The following is a 15,217-nucleotide window of genomic DNA, read 5'->3' on the forward strand; positions in this document are numbered from 1 at the left end:
GTGCCGATAGGCTATGGGTCGTTCCTCTGTACGGTTAGCCCGAGTTTCGCCCCCCGGGGGCTGCCGTGCCAGCAAAGAAAGGCTCGTGCGTACCCCATGGCCCCCCGCCTCTCCGTCGTCGTTCCGATCTACAACGTCGAGCGGTACCTCGACGAGTGCCTGGCCTCGCTCGCCGCACAGACCATGAGCGACCTCGAGGTCGTGATGGTGGACGACGGCTCGAAGGACGGCGGCGCCGACATCGCCCGCGCCTGGGAGGCCAAGGACAGCCGCTTCCGGCTGGTCCAGAAGGAGAACGGCGGCCTCGGTCCGGCCCGCAACACGGGCATGGAGCACATCTCGCCCGACAGCGAGTTCCTCGCCTTCGTCGACAGTGACGACACCCTGCCGCCGACCGCGTACGAGTTGATGCTGGAGACCCTGGACCGCACCGGCTCCGACTTCGTCGCGGGCAACGTGCTGCGCTTCCGCTCGGTGGGCTACCAGCAGTCGCCGGTCCACCGGCGCCCCTTCGCCAAGACCCGGCTGGCCACCCACATCAGCAAGTTCCAGCCCCTGACCACGGACCGCACGGCCTGGAACAAGGTCTACCGCCGCTCGTTCTGGAACAAGCACAACCTGCTCTACCCCGGCATCCTCTACGAGGACGCCCCGGTCTCGATCCCGCTGCACTACCTGGCGGACAAGGTCGACATCCTCGCCGAGCCGATCTACCACTGGCGCGAGCGCGAGATCGGCGCCCGTTCCATCACGCAGAACCGGACGGACCCCAAGGGCCTGATCGACCGGGTCGCCTCCATCGGCCTGGTCCGCGAGTTCCTCAAGGGGCAGGAGGGTCCGCAGTTCGCGAAGTTCCTGGCCGCCTACGACCGCAACGCGCTGGTCGAGGAGATCCCGCTCTTCTTCAAGGCGCTCGTCGAGGGCGGCCCCGAGTACCGCACCGCGTTCCTCGACCACGTCGGACCGCTGATCGAGAACATCGGCCCCGACGCGATGAACTCGCTCGCGCAGCCGATGCGGCTCAAGTACTACCTGACCGTCAAGCGCCGCCTGGACGACCTGCTGGCGGTGCTGGAGTTCGACCGCACCCACCCGTGGACCATCCCGCTCCGTGGCAACGTCCGCCACCTGGCCGACTACCCGTTCCTCAGCGAGCCCGTGCCGGACGGCGTGCTGCGCCTGGACTCGGAGCTGGTGGTCCGCACCGGACTGCACCGCGCGGACTGGAACGAGGACGGCAAGCTCTTCCTCAAGGGCTTCGCCTACCCCCGCCACCTCGGCGCGATGCACCGCCGCGACTCGATCAAGGCGCTGCTGCTCCGCGAGCAGGGCAGCCGCCGCACCCTGGTGCTGCCCGCCAGGACGGTCAAGGACCTGGAGGCCACCGCCGAGGCCTACGACCAGCCGATGCGCCACGCCGACCTGGCCGGCTTCGAGATCAACTTCGACCCGAAGCGGCTCAAGCAGCGCGGCAACTGGGTCGACGGCACCTGGCGGGTCACCATCGGCGTCTTCGGCCCCGGCCGTCCGCGCCGCAGCCGCCTCAAGGCCGGCAAGTTCGACTCCGCCGCCAACCCCGCCCCGCACTGGGTCACCGACAACGTCCGGGTGATCCCCGAGATGCGCGACGAGCACCTCTACGTGCGGGTCGAGACGGTCAGGGCCGTCGTCGGCTCGGCCTCGTCCGCCGGCGACTCCTTCGAGCTCAGCGGTCTGATCGAGACCTCGCAGGCGGGCCTGGTGCGCTCGCTGCGGCTGACGCACCAGGAGGACGGCGCCTCCGCGGAGCTCGACTGCCCGATCGTCCTCGGCGAGGCCGTCGGCACCTGGACCGCCTTCACCGCCACCGTGGACCACGCGCTGATGGCCGCCGCGCGCAAGGAGCTGCTGCGGCTGCGCCCGAGCGTGCAGGAGCAGGCCCAGGACCGCTGGGGCGCCGACCTGCTGCTCCACGACGGCTCCTCGATGGAGCTGGTGATCGACGACCGCGAGGGTCGCACCACGGTGCAGTACCCGGTGACCAGCGCGGTCGAGGACCCGCAGGTGCTCTGCTTCAAGCGTTCGCCGCGGGGCTACCTGCAGCTCGTCGAGCAGCCGCTGCAGCCGCTGTTCGAGAAGGTCACCGCGCTCCCCGCGGAGCAGGGCTTCGCCCTCGAGGGAACCTTCCCGCTCGACGGCCGCCACGCGATGGAGCTGGTGCTGCGGCACCGCTACCACGCGCAGGTCCACATCTACCCGGCGGAGGCCGTCGACGGCCGGATCTACGCGACGCTGCCCGCGCTGCCGAACGCCGGCTGGAACGGCGAGGTCCCGCTGCTCTCCGGCCAGTGGGCGGTGCACGTGCGGCTGCTCGCCCCGGCCACGGCCACCGAGGACGAGCGGGCCGCCGCACCGGTCGAGGTCCCGGCCAGGCTCGCGGCCCCGGCGCACGCCGCGCTGCCGCTCCCGGTCGAGGCCCGCGGACGCACGGTGTCGCTGCGCCGCCGCCACTACGACGCCATGCTGCTCGACGTCGAGCCGGCCGTCCCGCTGGCCGAACGCGGCACCTTCCACCGCCGTCAGCTGCGCGAGGAGTTCTACCCGGCCGCGCTGACCAAGCCGATCCTGCCGCAGGTCCTCTACGACGTCTTCGAGGGCAAGGACTACTCCGACTCCCCCAAGGCGATCCACCAGGAGCTGCTGCGCCGCCGCGACGACCTGGAGCACCTCTGGGTGGTCAGGGACCACCGTGCGGTCACCCCGCCCGGCACCCGCGCGGTGATCCTGGACAGCCAGGAGTGGTACGAGGCGTACGCGCGCAGCCGGTACGTCGTCGGCAACACGCACTTCCCCCGCTGGATCACCAAGCGTCCCGGCCAGACGATCGTGCAGACCTGGCACGGCACGCCGCTGAAGCGGATCGGCTTCGACTTCGACAACGACTGGTTCGCCGACACCGACTACCTGGAGGCACTGGAGCGCGAAGGCCGCCAGTGGCGGCTGCTGCTCTCCCCGAACCGGTTCAGCACGCCGATCTTCGAGCGGGCCTTCCGGTACGAGGGCGAGATCCTCGAGTCGGGTTACCCGCGCAACGACATCCTGCTCGCCGAGGACCGCGAGCTGCTGGCGGCCCGGGTGCGGGAGCAGCTCGGTGTGCCCGAAGGTAAGAAAATCGTCCTCTACGCGCCGACCTGGCGTGAGGACCGGGTCCGCCACGCCGGCGGCCACCAGCTGGACCTGCACCTGGATCTTGAGCTGCTGCAGCGCGAGCTCGGCGAGGACCACGTGGTCCTGGTCCGCCCGCACGCGCACGTGGTGGACCGGGTCCACGGCGCGGGCAACGGCTTCGCCTGGGACGTCGGCAGCTACCCCGACATCGCCGAGCTCTACCTGATCGCGGACGTGCTGATCACCGACTACTCGTCGGTCATGTTCGACTTCGCCGTGACGGGCCGCCCGATCCTGTTCTTCACGTACGACCTCGAGCACTACCGTGACTCCCTGCGCGGCTTCTACTTCGACTTCGAGCAGCAGGCCCCCGGCCCGCTGCTGGGCACCTCGGGCGAGATCGTCGACGCGCTGCGGAACATCGACCAGGTCGCAAAGGACAGCGCCGCGGCCTACGAGGCGTTCCGTGCCACCTACTGCGACCTCGACGACGGCCACGCCACCAGGCGCGTGGTCGACCGAATGCTGGAGCTTTGATGGCTGTGGGCTCGACCTCGACCCGCCCCGCTTCGCCCGCGCCCGAGTCGGGCGGGGTGCGGGCGCGGGTCGACCGCCTCACCCGGCGGGTCAGGCCGCTGGTGGAACGCGTCCCTTCACGGCTGCGCTTCCCGCTCGCCGTGGCCGGGATCTCGTTCCTGCTTGCGTTCGTGTGGTGGGCGGCGTACTACCCGGGCCTGATGAGCTTCGACAGCTACACGTACACGTGGGAGTCGACGACCGGTCACTGGATCAACGACCACTCGATCCCCTACATCACCTGCGTGTGGCTGACCCTCAACATCACCGGCACCTACGCGCTGCTGACGTTCTGCCAGATCGTGGCGGCCGCACTGGCGACCGGATACCTCGCCGCAGGCCTGCGGAAGTTCAGGATCCGCAAGCGCTGGATCGTGGGCTCGGTCGTGCTCTGCGGCGTGCTGCCGCCCACCGGTGACTTCTTCGTCTTCGTCTGGAAGGACGTCCCGTTCGTCCTGGGCGCCCTGGTGGCCGCGGCCGCCGTGACGCACCTGGTGGGCGACGCGCTGAAGCGGCCGCGCTCGACCCGCCGGGCGGTCCCCGGCCGGCGCCGCGACTGGCTGGCCTTCGGCGGCGGCATGCTGCTGCTCTGCCTGGCGCGCAACAACGGCTTCCTGACCGTCGTGCTGATCGGCCTGGTCCTGCTGGCCTGCCTGCCCTGGCAGTGGCGCAGGATCGCCCCGCTGACGGTCGTGCCGGTGCTCTTCTACTTCTTCCTCGCGAACGTGATCTACCCCGCCGTCGGGGTGCAGCCGCAGGTGAACAACTCGGCCTACAGCTTCTTCTACGCCGACGTGGCCTACGCCTACGGCAAGAACCCGTCGATGTTCGACCAGGACCAGCTGGCGGCGATGGAGGCCGTGGCCCCACTGAAGCAGTGGAAGGACGCCGGCTGCTGGGACACCGACCTGCTCACCCAGAAGAACTTCAGCATGACGGCCGCCGCCGCGCACCAGGACGAACTGATGTCCACGTTCACCATGGTGCTGAAGAAGGCTCCGCAGTACGTCGCGGACGCGCACCTGTGCCGCGCGCACAACGCCTGGGCGGTCTTCCCCGACCACGGCATCTTCATGGCGCCGGTCACCTACACCGGTCCCTTCCACGACTCGCTGATCTCGCACCCCGAGCTCAAGGACAGCCCCTTCTACAGCGCGTTCCACTCGGCCCCGCTGTCGACCACGCTGCACCGCGCGGGCGACTGGTGGTTCGGGGTCTCCAGGACGCCGCAGCTGCAGTGGATCCTGTGGGGCGGCGCGGTGTGGTGCTACATCACCTACTTCTTCGTGGTCCGGCTCACCCGCAGGGTCTGGCGCCGGGAGATCCTGGCGATCGCCGCGACGACGGCCGGGCTCCAGCTGACCGTGCTGGCGGGCACGCCGGCCCCGCTCTACCGGTACATGGCGGCCCCGACCACGCTCGGCGTTCTGCTGCTCCCACTGGCCTCCTCCAAGCTCAAGCGCGACGAGCCCGACAGCGGAACGGCTGAGACCCAGGAATGACGATGACCCCCGTCCGCGAGGCCTCCACGGCGGCCCGCCAGCGCGTCGAGACGATGACCGCCCGGATCCCGTCGCGGCTGAGGATGCCCCTGGGCGTCGCCGCGCTGGCGCTGGTCGGCTACCTGCTGTGGTGGGCCGCCTTCTATCCGGGGCTGATGACCTACGACAGCTTCAACTACACCTGGGAGTCGACGACCGGGCACTGGATCGACGACCACTCGATCTTCTACCTGGCCTGCGTCTGGCTCTCGCTGAAGATCACCGGCACCTACGCGCTGCTGACCTTCGGCCAGGTGGTGGGGATGTCCCTGGCCATCGGGTACCTGGCCGGCGGCCTGCGCAAGTTCCGGATACGGACCCGCTGGATCGTCGCCTCCGTGGTGGTCCTGCTGGTGCTGCCCTCCAGCGGCGACTTCGTGATCTACATCTGGAAGGACGTCCCCTACGTCATCGGGGGCGTCCTCGGCTTCGGCGCGCTGGCGCACATCGTCGGGGACGCGCTGCGCATCCCGCGCGCCGAGCGCCGCGACCGGCAGAACCGGAACACCCCGGCCTGGGGCCAGCGCCGCGACTGGCTGCTGCTGGGCGGCGGGCTCACCCTGGTCTGCCTCTCGCGCAACAACGGCTTCCTGGCCGTCTTCCTCAGCGGCGTCGCCCTGCTTCTGTGCATGCCGTGGCTGTGGAAGCGCGTCGCCGTGGTGACGATCATCCCGATCATGATCTTCATGGGGCTGGACAAGGGCGTCTACCCGGCGCTGGGCGTCACCAAGCCCACCGACTTCGCCGGCAACACCTTCTTCTACGCCGACATCGCCTACACCTACAGCAAGTCGCCGCACGTGTTCTCGGCGCAGGACAAGGCGCTGCTCGCGTCCATCGCCCCGCTGTCGCACTGGAAGACCAAGGGCGCCGACTGCTACGGCGTCGACGGGCTGATGAGCGGTTTCGACAAGCGCGCCGCCGTCGCCCACCACGCGCAGCTGATGGACCTGTTCTACAAGTCGGTCCAGAAGGCTCCGGCGGACTTCGTCGACGCCACGTTCTGCCGCGGCACCCCGGCCTGGGCGATCAACCCGAGCCAGGACCGGACCTTCGTCATGGACGTCCGCTCCTCCGCCGACGGCTACACCTTCATGAAGTACCACCCCGAGCTGTACGCGAGCCCGTACTACCCGGCGATGCACGTGTCGCCGCTCTCGACGGGCCTGCACAAGGCCGCGAACTGGTGGTACAACCTGGGCAAGACGCCGCAGCTCAACTGGATCATCTGGGGCGGCGCCACCTGGTGCTGGTTCGGCTACCTCGTGCTGATCCGGCTGACCCGCAAGATCTGGCGCCGTGAGGTGCTGGCGATGGCGGCGATCAGCATCGGCATGCAGCTGAACGTGTTCGTGGCCACGCCAGGACCGCTCTACCGGTACATGGCCACGCCGTTCTTCATCGGGGTGCTCACCCTGCCACTGGCCTTCTCCCGCCTGCGGCGGAACGAGCACGAGCCCCTGGCCCAGGCGCAGCCCCAGCCCGAGCCCCAGCCGCAGTCCTAGCCGGCGAACGTGAAGGTGCGGACGGGACGCCAGATCTCGTCCGCACCGAAGCGGTAGAGGCTGAATCCGCGGACGGTGAACTCCCCGCGGAACTCCTTCAGGTCCGCGTACGCGCGGTCCAGCGCCTCGGGCTCGACGTCGTGCGCCACCGTCACGTGCGGGTGGTAAGGGAAGGACAGCTCCCGGGCCAGCGGCCCGGAGCGCACCGAGGCCTCCAGCTCGCGGCACTGGCGCACGCCCGCCTCCAGGCGGACGAACACCACCTGCGAGACCGGCCGGAAGGTGCCGGTGCCGTGCAGTTGCACCGTGAACGGCCGGTGCGCGGCCGCGGCGGCGGCGAGGTGACGGTCGACGACCTCCACCTCGCCCACCGGAACGAGGGTCGGCGGCAGCAGGGTCACGTGTGTCGGGATCGCCCGGGCCCTCGGATCGCCGTAACCCGCCCTGGCGTCCTGGATCGCCGAGGCGTACGGCTCGGGCACCTCGAGGGAGACCCCGATGAGCGCGGCGTCTATGTGACTCTGCTCCATGCGGTCGCTCAGCGCTGAGTCGGCTGCAGGAAGCCGATCCGGTCGTACGCCTCGGCGAGCGTGGGCGCGGCCACCGCGCGGGCCTTCTCCGCGCCGTGCGCCAGCACCCGGTCGAGCTCGGCCGGGTCGTCCAGGTAGAGGCGGACGCGGTCCTGGATCGGGGCGACCCACTCGCTGTAGTAGTCGGCCAGCTCGGTCTTGAGCGCGCCGTACATCTTGCCCTCGAAGTGCTCGACGAGCTCGGCCACGGAGCGGCCGCTGATCGCCGAGTAGATGCTGAGCAGGTTGGAGACGCCCGGCTTCTGCTTCTCGTCGAAGGCGATCACGGTGTCGGTGTCGGTGACGGCGCTCTTGAACTTCTTCGCGCTGACCTTGATCTCGTCCAGCAGGTTCACCAGGCCCTTGGGCGAGGAGGCGGACTTGCTCATCTTCGCCGCCGGGTCCTGGAGGTCGAAGATCTTGGCCGTCTCCTTGAGGATGTACGGCTTCGGCACGGTGAAGGTCTGCCCGTAGCGGCCGTTGAAGCGCTCGGCCAGGTCGCGGGTCAGCTCGACGTGCTGCCGCTGGTCCTCGCCGACCGGGACCTGGTCGGCCTGGTACAGCAGGATGTCGGCCACCTGGAGGATCGGGTAGGTGAACAGGCCGACCGTGGTGCCGTCGCTGCCCTGCTTGGCGGACTTGTCCTTGAACTGCGTCATCCGGCTGGCCTCGCCGAAACCGGTGAGGCAGTTCATCACCCAGCCGAGCTGGGCGTGCTCGGGCACGTGCGACTGGACGAAGAGCGTGCAGCGCTCGGGGTCGAGTCCGACGCCGAGCAGCTGGGCGACGGAGACGCGGGTGTTCTCGCGGAGCACCGCCGGGTCCTGCGCGACGGTGATCGCGTGCAGGTCGACCACCATGTAGAACGCGTCGTGCGACTCCTGCAGGGCCACCCACTGGCGCACCGCGCCGAGGTAGTTGCCCAGGTGGAAGGAGCCCGACGTGGGCTGGATACCGGAGAGCACGCGAGGACGGTCGATGGCCATGCGCACATTCTCTCAGGTGCGCGGCGGATCTTTCGCGCAGCTTCCGGCGACCGAGCGCCCCCCGTTCGTGGCACGGCCGCCACCTCAGGCCTCGGCACGGCGTTGTGCACCGCGCGGACCTGTAACAAAGGCACGGAGGTACGGCCGCATGCCCACGCCCCTGGTGACGGTCATCACACCGGTCCACGACACTCGGGACAGTCTGCGCCCCTGGTTCGACTCACTGCGCGAGCAGGCGCTCGCACCCGGCGGGCTCGAAGTGCTCGCGATCGACGACGCCTCCACCGACGGCAGCCGCGAGGAGCTGCGGCGGCTCGCCGCGCTCTGGCCCGAGGCGATCACCGTGGTCGGCCTGGAGACCCGCGGAGGCCCTGGCCGGGTCAGGAACGAGGGCTTACGCCTGGCGCGCGGCCGCTACGTCTTCTTCCTCGACTCCGACGACCGCCTGGGCGCGGAGGCGCTGCGTCGGCTGACCCTGACAGCGGAGGTCTGCGGCTCGGACGTGGTCGTCGGACGCGTGGCCGGGGTCAACGGCCGCTGGGTGCCCGAGTTCGCCTGCCGGGAGACCGACGACGACGTGCGCTTCCCCGGCGGCGACCTGGCCTGGACGCTGACGCCCTCGAAACTGTTCCGACGGGAGCTGGTGCAACGTTTCGGCATGCGGTTCAGGGAGGACCTGCCCGCCTACAGCGACGGGCCCTTCGTGCTGGAGGCCTTCTTCCGGGCCCGGCGCATCTCCGTGCTGGCGGACTACGACTACTGCTACCTGGTGGCGAGACCCGACCGGAGCAACATCACCTGCAGCTCCCGGCCGGCCGACCGGCTGCGGGGCGTCGCGGCGGCGGTCGAGATCACCAACCGCTTCGCCGCGCCGGGCGCGGTGCGCGACGAGGTGAACGACCGGCTCCTGCGCGGCGACCTGGTGAACCTCTTCCGCGCGGACTTCCCTGCGCTGGACGCGGCGGAGCGGACCTCCCTGGTCGCCGCCGCGGGCGAGCTGGTCCGGGCGAACCTGACCGAACCGATCCGGCTCCGCTGCAGCGAGTCGCAGCGCCTGAGGCTGCACTGCCTGCAGCACGGTCTGGTGGACGAGCTGACGGAGCTGGTCCGCCACGAGTCCGAGCACGGCTCCCTGCCCGAACCGGTCACCGCGACGGCGTCGTGGACCCCCGACGGTCTCCGCGTCCGCACCCGGCGCCCGCTGCCGACCCTGGTCCCCTCCCCCGTGGCCTGGCTCGCCGGCGCGGGCGGGCCCAGGATCGCCCAGGAGACGGCGGACGACGAGACGGTCATCCCGCTCACCTCCCTGCTGCCCAGCCCCCGCCTGGCCCTCCACGTCGAGTCCACCTACGCCGGCCGCGACGTCACCGGCCCGATCACCCCCGCCGCGGACCTCTCCCCCCGCCGCATCCGCCACGGCGTCCGCGTCTACCGCCTCACGCCCCTGCCGGGCCCCCGCGGCGAGCTCGTCGTCTGGGTCGCCCCGCTCCGCCTGCGCCGGCTGCTGAAGCAGCGCCTGCTGCGCCTGCTCGGCCGGACCTCGGCCGCTTCCGACGCGTAGCTCGCGCCGCTCGGCCTCCGCGCGGCGCCGGCCGCGCGCGCCCGGTCGTCAGCCCTGGTCGACCGGCTGCGGCGGGGCCGTGACGCGGACACGGGAGACGCGGCGGCCGTCGAGGGCGGCGACCTCGACGACGTAGCCGTCGTCGGTGGTGATGCGGTCGGAGACCTGGGGGAGACGGCCCAGGGCGGCGACGACGTAGCCGGCGACGGTCTCGTAGGGGCCCTCGGGGAGGGTGAGGCCGGTCTCCTCCTCGAAGTCGGAGAGGTTCAGCAGGCCGTCGACCTCGATGGAGCCGCCGGCCAGGCGGCGGGTGGTGGAGAGCTCCTGGGAGTCGTACTCGTCGCGGATCTCCCCGATCACCTCCTCGACCAGGTCCTCCAGGGTGACGATGCCCGCCGTGCCGCCGTACTCGTCCACCACGATGGCCAGGTGGTGGCCCTCGTGCCGCATCTCCGACATGGACGGCAGGACCCGCTTCGTCGCGGGCAGCAGCTTCACCGGGCGGGCGATGTCGCGGACCGTGCCGAGCGCGTCGGCGCGGTACAGGTCCTTGACGTGGACGAAGCCGACCACGAGGTCGTAGGAGCCGTCGACCACCGGGTACCGGGAGTGCGGGTAGGCGGTGACCTCCTCGCGGACCTCGGCGACCTGCTGGGCCGCGTCCAGGAAGGTGACCTCCGTGCGCGGCACCATCACCTCGCGCAGCTGCCGCTCGCCCGCCGCGAAGACCTCGCCGATCAGCTGCCGTTCGTCCGAGCCCAGCTCGGTGTTGGCGGCGACCAGGCCGCGCAGCTCCTCCGAGCTCATGGCGTTGCGGCCCGCCTTCGGGTCGCCGCCCAGCACCCGGACCATCAGGTTCGTCGACACGGACAGCAGCCAGATCACCGGACGCAGCACCCGCGAGATCGCGTCGACCAGCGGCGCGGCCGCCACGGCGATCGACTCGGCCCGCTGCAGGCCGATCCGCTTCGGAGTCAACTCCCCCAGGACCAGCGAGACGTAGGAGATCAGCAGGGTCAGCCCGACCAGCGCGACGGCGTCCGCGACGCCCTGGCTCATGCCCCAGTCCACGAACAGCGGCGACAGCTTCTTCGCCAGCGTGTCCGCGCCGAACGCCGCCGAGAGGAAGCCCATGCAGGTCACGCCGACCTGCACCGAGGCCAGGAACCGGTTCGGGTCCGCGGCCAGGTGCGCGGCGCGCGAGGCGCGCTTGGTGCCACGCTCGGCGAGCGCGCGGATCTGGCCCTCGCGCAGGGAGATCAGGGAGATCTCGGCGACATTGAAGATGCCGCCGACCACGATGAAGAGAAGGACCAGCCCGGCGTCGCGCAACGTCTCGCTCACCGGGCCAGTCTAGGAGGGCCGCAGCCGCGGCCGGACCGCGGCTACCGGACCGGGAGCCCCGGCGCCGGGTAGGCGTCCATGAGCGCCTTGACCTCCGCGCGGACCTTGCCGATCGTCTCCTCGTCGCCGCTGCCCGCCGCGGCGACGACCCGGTCCGTCCACGCGGCCACCGTCGCCATCTCGCCCGCCGGAATCCCGCGCGAGGTCAGGGCCGGCGTGCCGATGCGGATGCCGGACGGGTCGAAGGGCTTGCGGGTGTCGTAGGGCACGGTGTTGTAGTTGACCACGATGCCCGCGCGGTCCAGCGCCTTGGCGGCGACCTTGCCGGGGACGTCCTTGCCGGTGAGGTCGATCAGCAGCAGGTGGTTGTCGGTGCCGCCGGAGACCAGGTCGAAGCCGCGGGCGGCCAGCTCCTCGCCGAGCGTCTGCGCGTTGGTGACGACCTGCCGGGCGTACGCGCGGAACTCCTCGCCCGCCGCCTCCTTGAGCGCGACGGCGATGGCGGCGGTGGTGTGGTTGTGCGGACCGCCCTGGAGGCCGGGGAAGACGGCGCGGTCGATCGCCTTGGCGTGCTCCTCGGTGGAGAGCAGCATCGCGCCGCGCGGGCCGCGCAGCGTCTTGTGGGTAGTGGTCGAGACGACGTCCACGTGACCGGCGGGGGACGGGTGCGCGCAGCCCGCGATGAGGCCGGCGATGTGCGCGACGTCGGCGACCAGCACCGCGCCGACCTCGCGGGCGATCTCGGCGAAGCCGGCGAAGTCGATGGTGCGCGGCACGGCCGTGCCGCCGCAGAAGATCACCTTCGGCCGCTCGGCCACCGCCAGCTCGCGCACCTTGTCCAGGTCGACCCGGCCCGTCTCCCGCTCGACGCCGTACTGCACGCCCCGGAACCAGGTGCCGGTGGCGGAGACGCCCCAGCCGTGGGTGAGGTGGCCGCCCATCGGCAGCGCCATGCCCATCACGGTGTCGCCGGGCTTGAGGAAGGCGAGGTAGACGGCGAGATTGGCGGGCGAGCCCGAGTAGGGCTGGACGTTGGCGTGGTCCATCGAGAAGAGGGTCTTGGCGCGCTCGATCGCCAGCGACTCGACCAGGTCGATGTTCTGCTGGCCCTCGTAGTAGCGCTTGCCGGGGTAGCCCTCGGAGTACTTGTTCGTCAGGACCGTGCCGGTGGCCTCCAGCACGGCGTGGGAGACGTAGTTCTCACTGGGGATCAGCCGCAGCGTGTCGGCCTGGAGCTGCTCCTCCGCGACGATCAGCGCGGCGATCTCGGGGTCCTGCTGGGCAAGGTGCGACATGGCGTCCTCCGGGTCTCACTCCCTGCCGCGGCCGTCGCGGCGGGGTCCGACCCGGCTGCCCAGGCGTACGGCGGACCGGAGGCTGTGCCCTCGCCGCTCCCTCGGGGTTCCCTCCCCGTGCGCCAGTCGCGGCCCGGCCAGGATAGCCGGACGGCCCGGCCGCGCGGGCGGCCGGGCCGAAGGCTGAGACGGACGGGAGGACGCGGCTCAGAAGGTGACGGAGGTGACGCGCAGCCCGAACGAGGCCGGTCCGGTCGACGCGCCGAAGGTGCCGCCGTCGTGGCCGGGCAGGGACCGCAGCAGGCCCCCGGTCGTTCCGTTGCCGGCCGCGCCCGCGAAGGCGGTGAGGTCGGTGGTGCCGTCCCCGGTCACGTCGCCGACGCTCCCCAGGACGTGCCGCTCGGCCCAGGCCCAGGAGCCGGGAACGGCCGTGCGCAGGGAGGAGGACACCGTGCCGTTGCCCCGGCCGGGGTAGATCCAGCCGTGGTTGGTCGCGTCGCGGACGAAGACGTCGGCCTTGCCGTCGCCGGTCACGTCGCCGACCGGAACGATCGCGGTGAGCGACTTCCAGCCGGTGCCGACCTGGCGGCGGGGCTGGAAGGTGCCGTTGCCGTTGCCCAGGTAGAGCCAGAGCTGCCCCAGGGAGTCCGTGGCGTAGAGGTCCCCGCGCCCGTCGCCGTTGAGGTCGCCCATGGCGAGGAGCCGGGTGTAGGTCCAGCCGCCGCCGATCCGCACCCGGGTGCCGAAGGTGCCGTCCCCACGGCCGGGGTAGAACCAGAGCACGTTGGCGGCGTCGCGGGCGAGGAAGTCCTCGCGGCCGTCACCGTTCAGGTCGCCGTGCCGGGCGAAGAGGCCGTACGAGCCCCAGCCCGAGGAGATCAGCCGCGCGGGCCCGCCTGGCGCGCCGGACAGGCTCCACAGGCCGCCGATCTTGTCCCTGACCATCAGGTCGGCGTAGCCGTCGTGGTTGAGGTCGCCGAAGCCGGTCCCCGAGCCGGTGGCCGGGCGGTGCTGCGGGACGCCCGCCCAGGTGGGGTGGTAGTACGGCATGCCGCAGTCGAGCGAGTTGGAGACGAGCTCGACCGAGCGGAGCCTGTTGTCGAACTGGTCCAGGAAGGGAATCCCACCACGGCCCGCGATGAAGTAGTCGACCGGTGCCTTCCCCGCCGTGAAATTCTGGTTCGGGTAGCCGCACAGCGTCTTGCCCGTGTTGTTGACGAAGGAGCTGACCGCGAGGTCGAAGCTGCCCAGGGTCGCCCGGTCGCCGGTGACGACGAGCTTGGACCCGGTGTCGCTGGTCCCGGTGAACAGGCAGAGCTGGTTGCTGCCGCAGCTGCTGGTGGCGGCCGAGGCGGGTCCGGACGCGGTCAGGCCGCCCAGCAGCAGGCCCGCGCCCAGCGCGAGTCTGGCCAGAGCCCGGCCGGATACTGAAAAACGCACGAGAGTGCCCCCAAGATGACGGCTGATCATCGGATCAGCGGGCACACCCTAGCGAACGTGCGAGGCCCGGCGGGCAGTGAGCCGCCGGGCCTCGGAACGCAGGCAGAGGAAGGTCAGATGAGACCGAGCTCCTTGACCGCGTCGCGCTCCTCGATGAGCTCCTGCACGGAGGCGTCGATGCGGGCGCGGGAGAAGTCGTTGATGTCCAGGCCCTGGACGATCTCGAACTTGCCGTTCTTCGCGGTGACCGGGAAGGAGGACATGAGGCCCTCGGGAACGCCGTAGGAGCCGTCGGAGACGACGCCCGCGGAGGTCCAGTCGCCCTCGGCGGTGCCGTTGGTCCAGGTGAAGACGTGGTCGATGGCGGCGTTGGCGGCCGAGGCGGCGGAGGAGGCGCCACGGGCGTCGATGATGGCTGCGCCGCGCTTGGCGACGGTCGGGATGAAGTCCTCGGCCAGCCACTTCTCGTCGGAGACCGCCTCGGCGGCGTTCTTGCCGGCGACCTCGGCGTGGAAGATGTCCGGGTACTGGGTGGCGGAGTGGTTGCCCCAGATGGTCAGGCGCTTGACGTCGGAGACCGTGACGCCGAGCTTCTTGGCCAGCTGCGCCACGGCGCGGTTGTGGTCCAGGCGGGTCATCGCGGTGAAGCGGTCGGCCGGGACGTCGGGCGCGTGGTTCTGGGCGATCAGCGCGTTGGTGTTGGCCGGGTTGCCGACGACCAGGACGCGGATGTCGTCCGCGGCGTTGTCGTTGATGGCCTTGCCCTGCGGGCCGAAGATGCCGCCGTTGGCGGAGAGCAGGTCGCCGCGCTCCATGCCCGCGGTGCGCGGACGCGCGCCGACCAGCAGGCCGACGTTGGCGCCGGCGAAGGCGGCGTTCGGGTCGTCGAAGATGTCGATGCCGGCGAGCAGCGGGAACGCGCAGTCGTCGAGCTCCATCGCGGTGCCCTCGGCGGCCTTGACGCCCTGCGGGATCTCCAGCAGGCGCAGCTTCACCGGCACGTCCGCGCCCAGCAGGTGGCCGGAGGCGATGCGGAACAGCAGCGCGTAGCCGATCTGGCCGGCGGCGCCGGTCACGGTGACATTGACGGGGGTGCGGGTCATTTCTACCTTCTCCAGCTGTCGCCGACGCGTCTCTCGACATCGAGAGACCAGCGTCAGGCTATCGCAACCGGCCGGGGCCGAGGGCGCGCTGTCGACACGCCCCCGGGAGTCCTTCGTCACGTTTCCGACGTGCTCATGCCGATTCGGCAT

10 protein-coding genes and 1 riboswitch are annotated in these 15,217 nt (G+C 70.9%); of the genes, 4 read left to right on the forward strand and 6 right to left on the reverse strand.

Features of this window, described 5'->3' with window-relative positions; genetic code table 11:
• Window positions 1-96 precede the first annotated feature (96 nt).
• Genes BS83_RS23675 through BS83_RS23685 form a run of 3 tightly spaced genes read left to right on the forward strand, consistent with a single transcriptional unit; the run spans window position 97 to window position 6,769 of the window.
• A complete protein-coding gene (locus BS83_RS23675) occupies window positions 97-3,684 on the forward strand; it encodes a bifunctional glycosyltransferase/CDP-glycerol:glycerophosphate glycerophosphotransferase (RefSeq protein ID WP_037605602.1) in 3,588 nt (1,195 codons plus the stop codon).
• Window positions 3,684-5,225, forward strand: a complete 1,542-nt coding sequence (locus BS83_RS23680) for a hypothetical protein (protein ID WP_037605603.1) — start codon at window positions 3,684-3,686, stop codon at window positions 5,223-5,225. The genes BS83_RS23675 and BS83_RS23680 overlap by 1 nt, the downstream gene beginning before the upstream one ends.
• Window positions 5,226-5,227: 2 nt before the next feature.
• Entirely contained in the window at window positions 5,228-6,769 is a 1,542-nt protein-coding gene (locus BS83_RS23685) for a hypothetical protein (RefSeq protein WP_037605605.1), read from the forward strand.
• Here the strand turns inward: BS83_RS23685 and BS83_RS23690 are convergent.
• Window positions 6,766-7,299, reverse strand: coding sequence for a 2'-5' RNA ligase family protein (locus BS83_RS23690; RefSeq protein ID WP_037605606.1), 534 nt, complete (start codon window positions 7,297-7,299; stop codon window positions 6,766-6,768). The two genes, BS83_RS23685 and BS83_RS23690, sit on opposite strands and share 4 nt — an antisense overlap.
• Window positions 7,300-7,307: 8 nt before the next feature.
• Window positions 7,308-8,324, reverse strand: coding sequence for a tryptophan--tRNA ligase (gene trpS / locus BS83_RS23695; RefSeq protein WP_037605607.1), 1,017 nt, complete (start codon window positions 8,322-8,324; stop codon window positions 7,308-7,310).
• 148 nt (window positions 8,325-8,472) lie between these two features.
• Here trpS and BS83_RS23700 point away from each other — a divergent pair, with 148 nt between their 5' ends.
• On the forward strand, window positions 8,473-9,885 hold the full coding sequence (locus BS83_RS23700; RefSeq protein WP_051943759.1) for a glycosyltransferase family 2 protein: 1,413 nt from the start codon (window positions 8,473-8,475) through the stop codon (window positions 9,883-9,885).
• A gap of 48 nt (window positions 9,886-9,933) precedes the next feature.
• Here BS83_RS23700 and BS83_RS23705 read toward each other — a convergent pair whose 3' ends face one another.
• The 4 genes from BS83_RS23705 to BS83_RS23720 all read right to left on the reverse strand — a co-directional run bounded on the left by BS83_RS23705 (window position 9,934) and on the right by BS83_RS23720 (window position 15,067).
• Entirely contained in the window at window positions 9,934-11,229 is a 1,296-nt protein-coding gene (locus tag BS83_RS23705; RefSeq protein ID WP_037605608.1) for a hemolysin family protein, read from the reverse strand.
• A 41-nt stretch (window positions 11,230-11,270) separates the two neighbouring features.
• Window positions 11,271-12,524: a serine hydroxymethyltransferase gene (locus BS83_RS23710; protein ID WP_037605609.1), complete on the reverse strand. Its 1,254-nt coding sequence runs from the start codon at window positions 12,522-12,524 to the stop codon at window positions 11,271-11,273.
• A 50-nt stretch (window positions 12,525-12,574) separates the two neighbouring features.
• A riboswitch (ZMP/ZTP riboswitch) is annotated at window positions 12,575-12,664 on the reverse strand.
• 67 nt (window positions 12,665-12,731) lie between these two features.
• Window positions 12,732-13,964 carry an FG-GAP-like repeat-containing protein gene (locus BS83_RS23715; protein WP_051943761.1) on the reverse strand — a complete coding sequence of 411 codons (1,233 nt, stop codon included), beginning with the start codon at window positions 13,962-13,964 and terminating at the stop codon, window positions 12,732-12,734.
• A 113-nt stretch (window positions 13,965-14,077) separates the two neighbouring features.
• Window positions 14,078-15,067: a malate dehydrogenase gene (locus BS83_RS23720; protein WP_037605610.1), complete on the reverse strand. Its 990-nt coding sequence runs from the start codon at window positions 15,065-15,067 to the stop codon at window positions 14,078-14,080.
• Window positions 15,068-15,217 lie beyond the last annotated feature (150 nt).

This window comes from Streptacidiphilus rugosus AM-16 (assembly GCF_000744655.1).
GTDB lineage: Bacteria > Actinomycetota > Actinomycetes > Streptomycetales > Streptomycetaceae > Streptacidiphilus > Streptacidiphilus rugosus.

Excerpts from the sequence above, each read along its gene's own strand:
- BS83_RS23690 (WP_037605606.1), bottom strand. The coding sequence starts at position 7,299 with ATGGAGCAGAGTCACATAGACGCCGCGCTCATCGGGGTCTCCCTCGAG.
- BS83_RS23675 (WP_037605602.1), top strand. The coding sequence starts at position 97 with ATGGCCCCCCGCCTCTCCGTCGTCGTTCCGATCTACAACGTCGAGCGG.
- BS83_RS23685 (WP_037605605.1), top strand. The coding sequence starts at position 5,228 with ATGACCCCCGTCCGCGAGGCCTCCACGGCGGCCCGCCAGCGCGTCGAG.
- BS83_RS23680 (WP_037605603.1), top strand. The coding sequence starts at position 3,684 with ATGGCTGTGGGCTCGACCTCGACCCGCCCCGCTTCGCCCGCGCCCGAG.
- BS83_RS23710 (WP_037605609.1), bottom strand. The coding sequence starts at position 12,524 with ATGTCGCACCTTGCCCAGCAGGACCCCGAGATCGCCGCGCTGATCGTC.
- trpS (WP_037605607.1), bottom strand. The coding sequence starts at position 8,324 with ATGGCCATCGACCGTCCTCGCGTGCTCTCCGGTATCCAGCCCACGTCG.
- BS83_RS23720 (WP_037605610.1), bottom strand. The coding sequence starts at position 15,067 with ATGACCCGCACCCCCGTCAATGTCACCGTGACCGGCGCCGCCGGCCAG.
- BS83_RS23700 (WP_051943759.1), top strand. The coding sequence starts at position 8,473 with ATGCCCACGCCCCTGGTGACGGTCATCACACCGGTCCACGACACTCGG.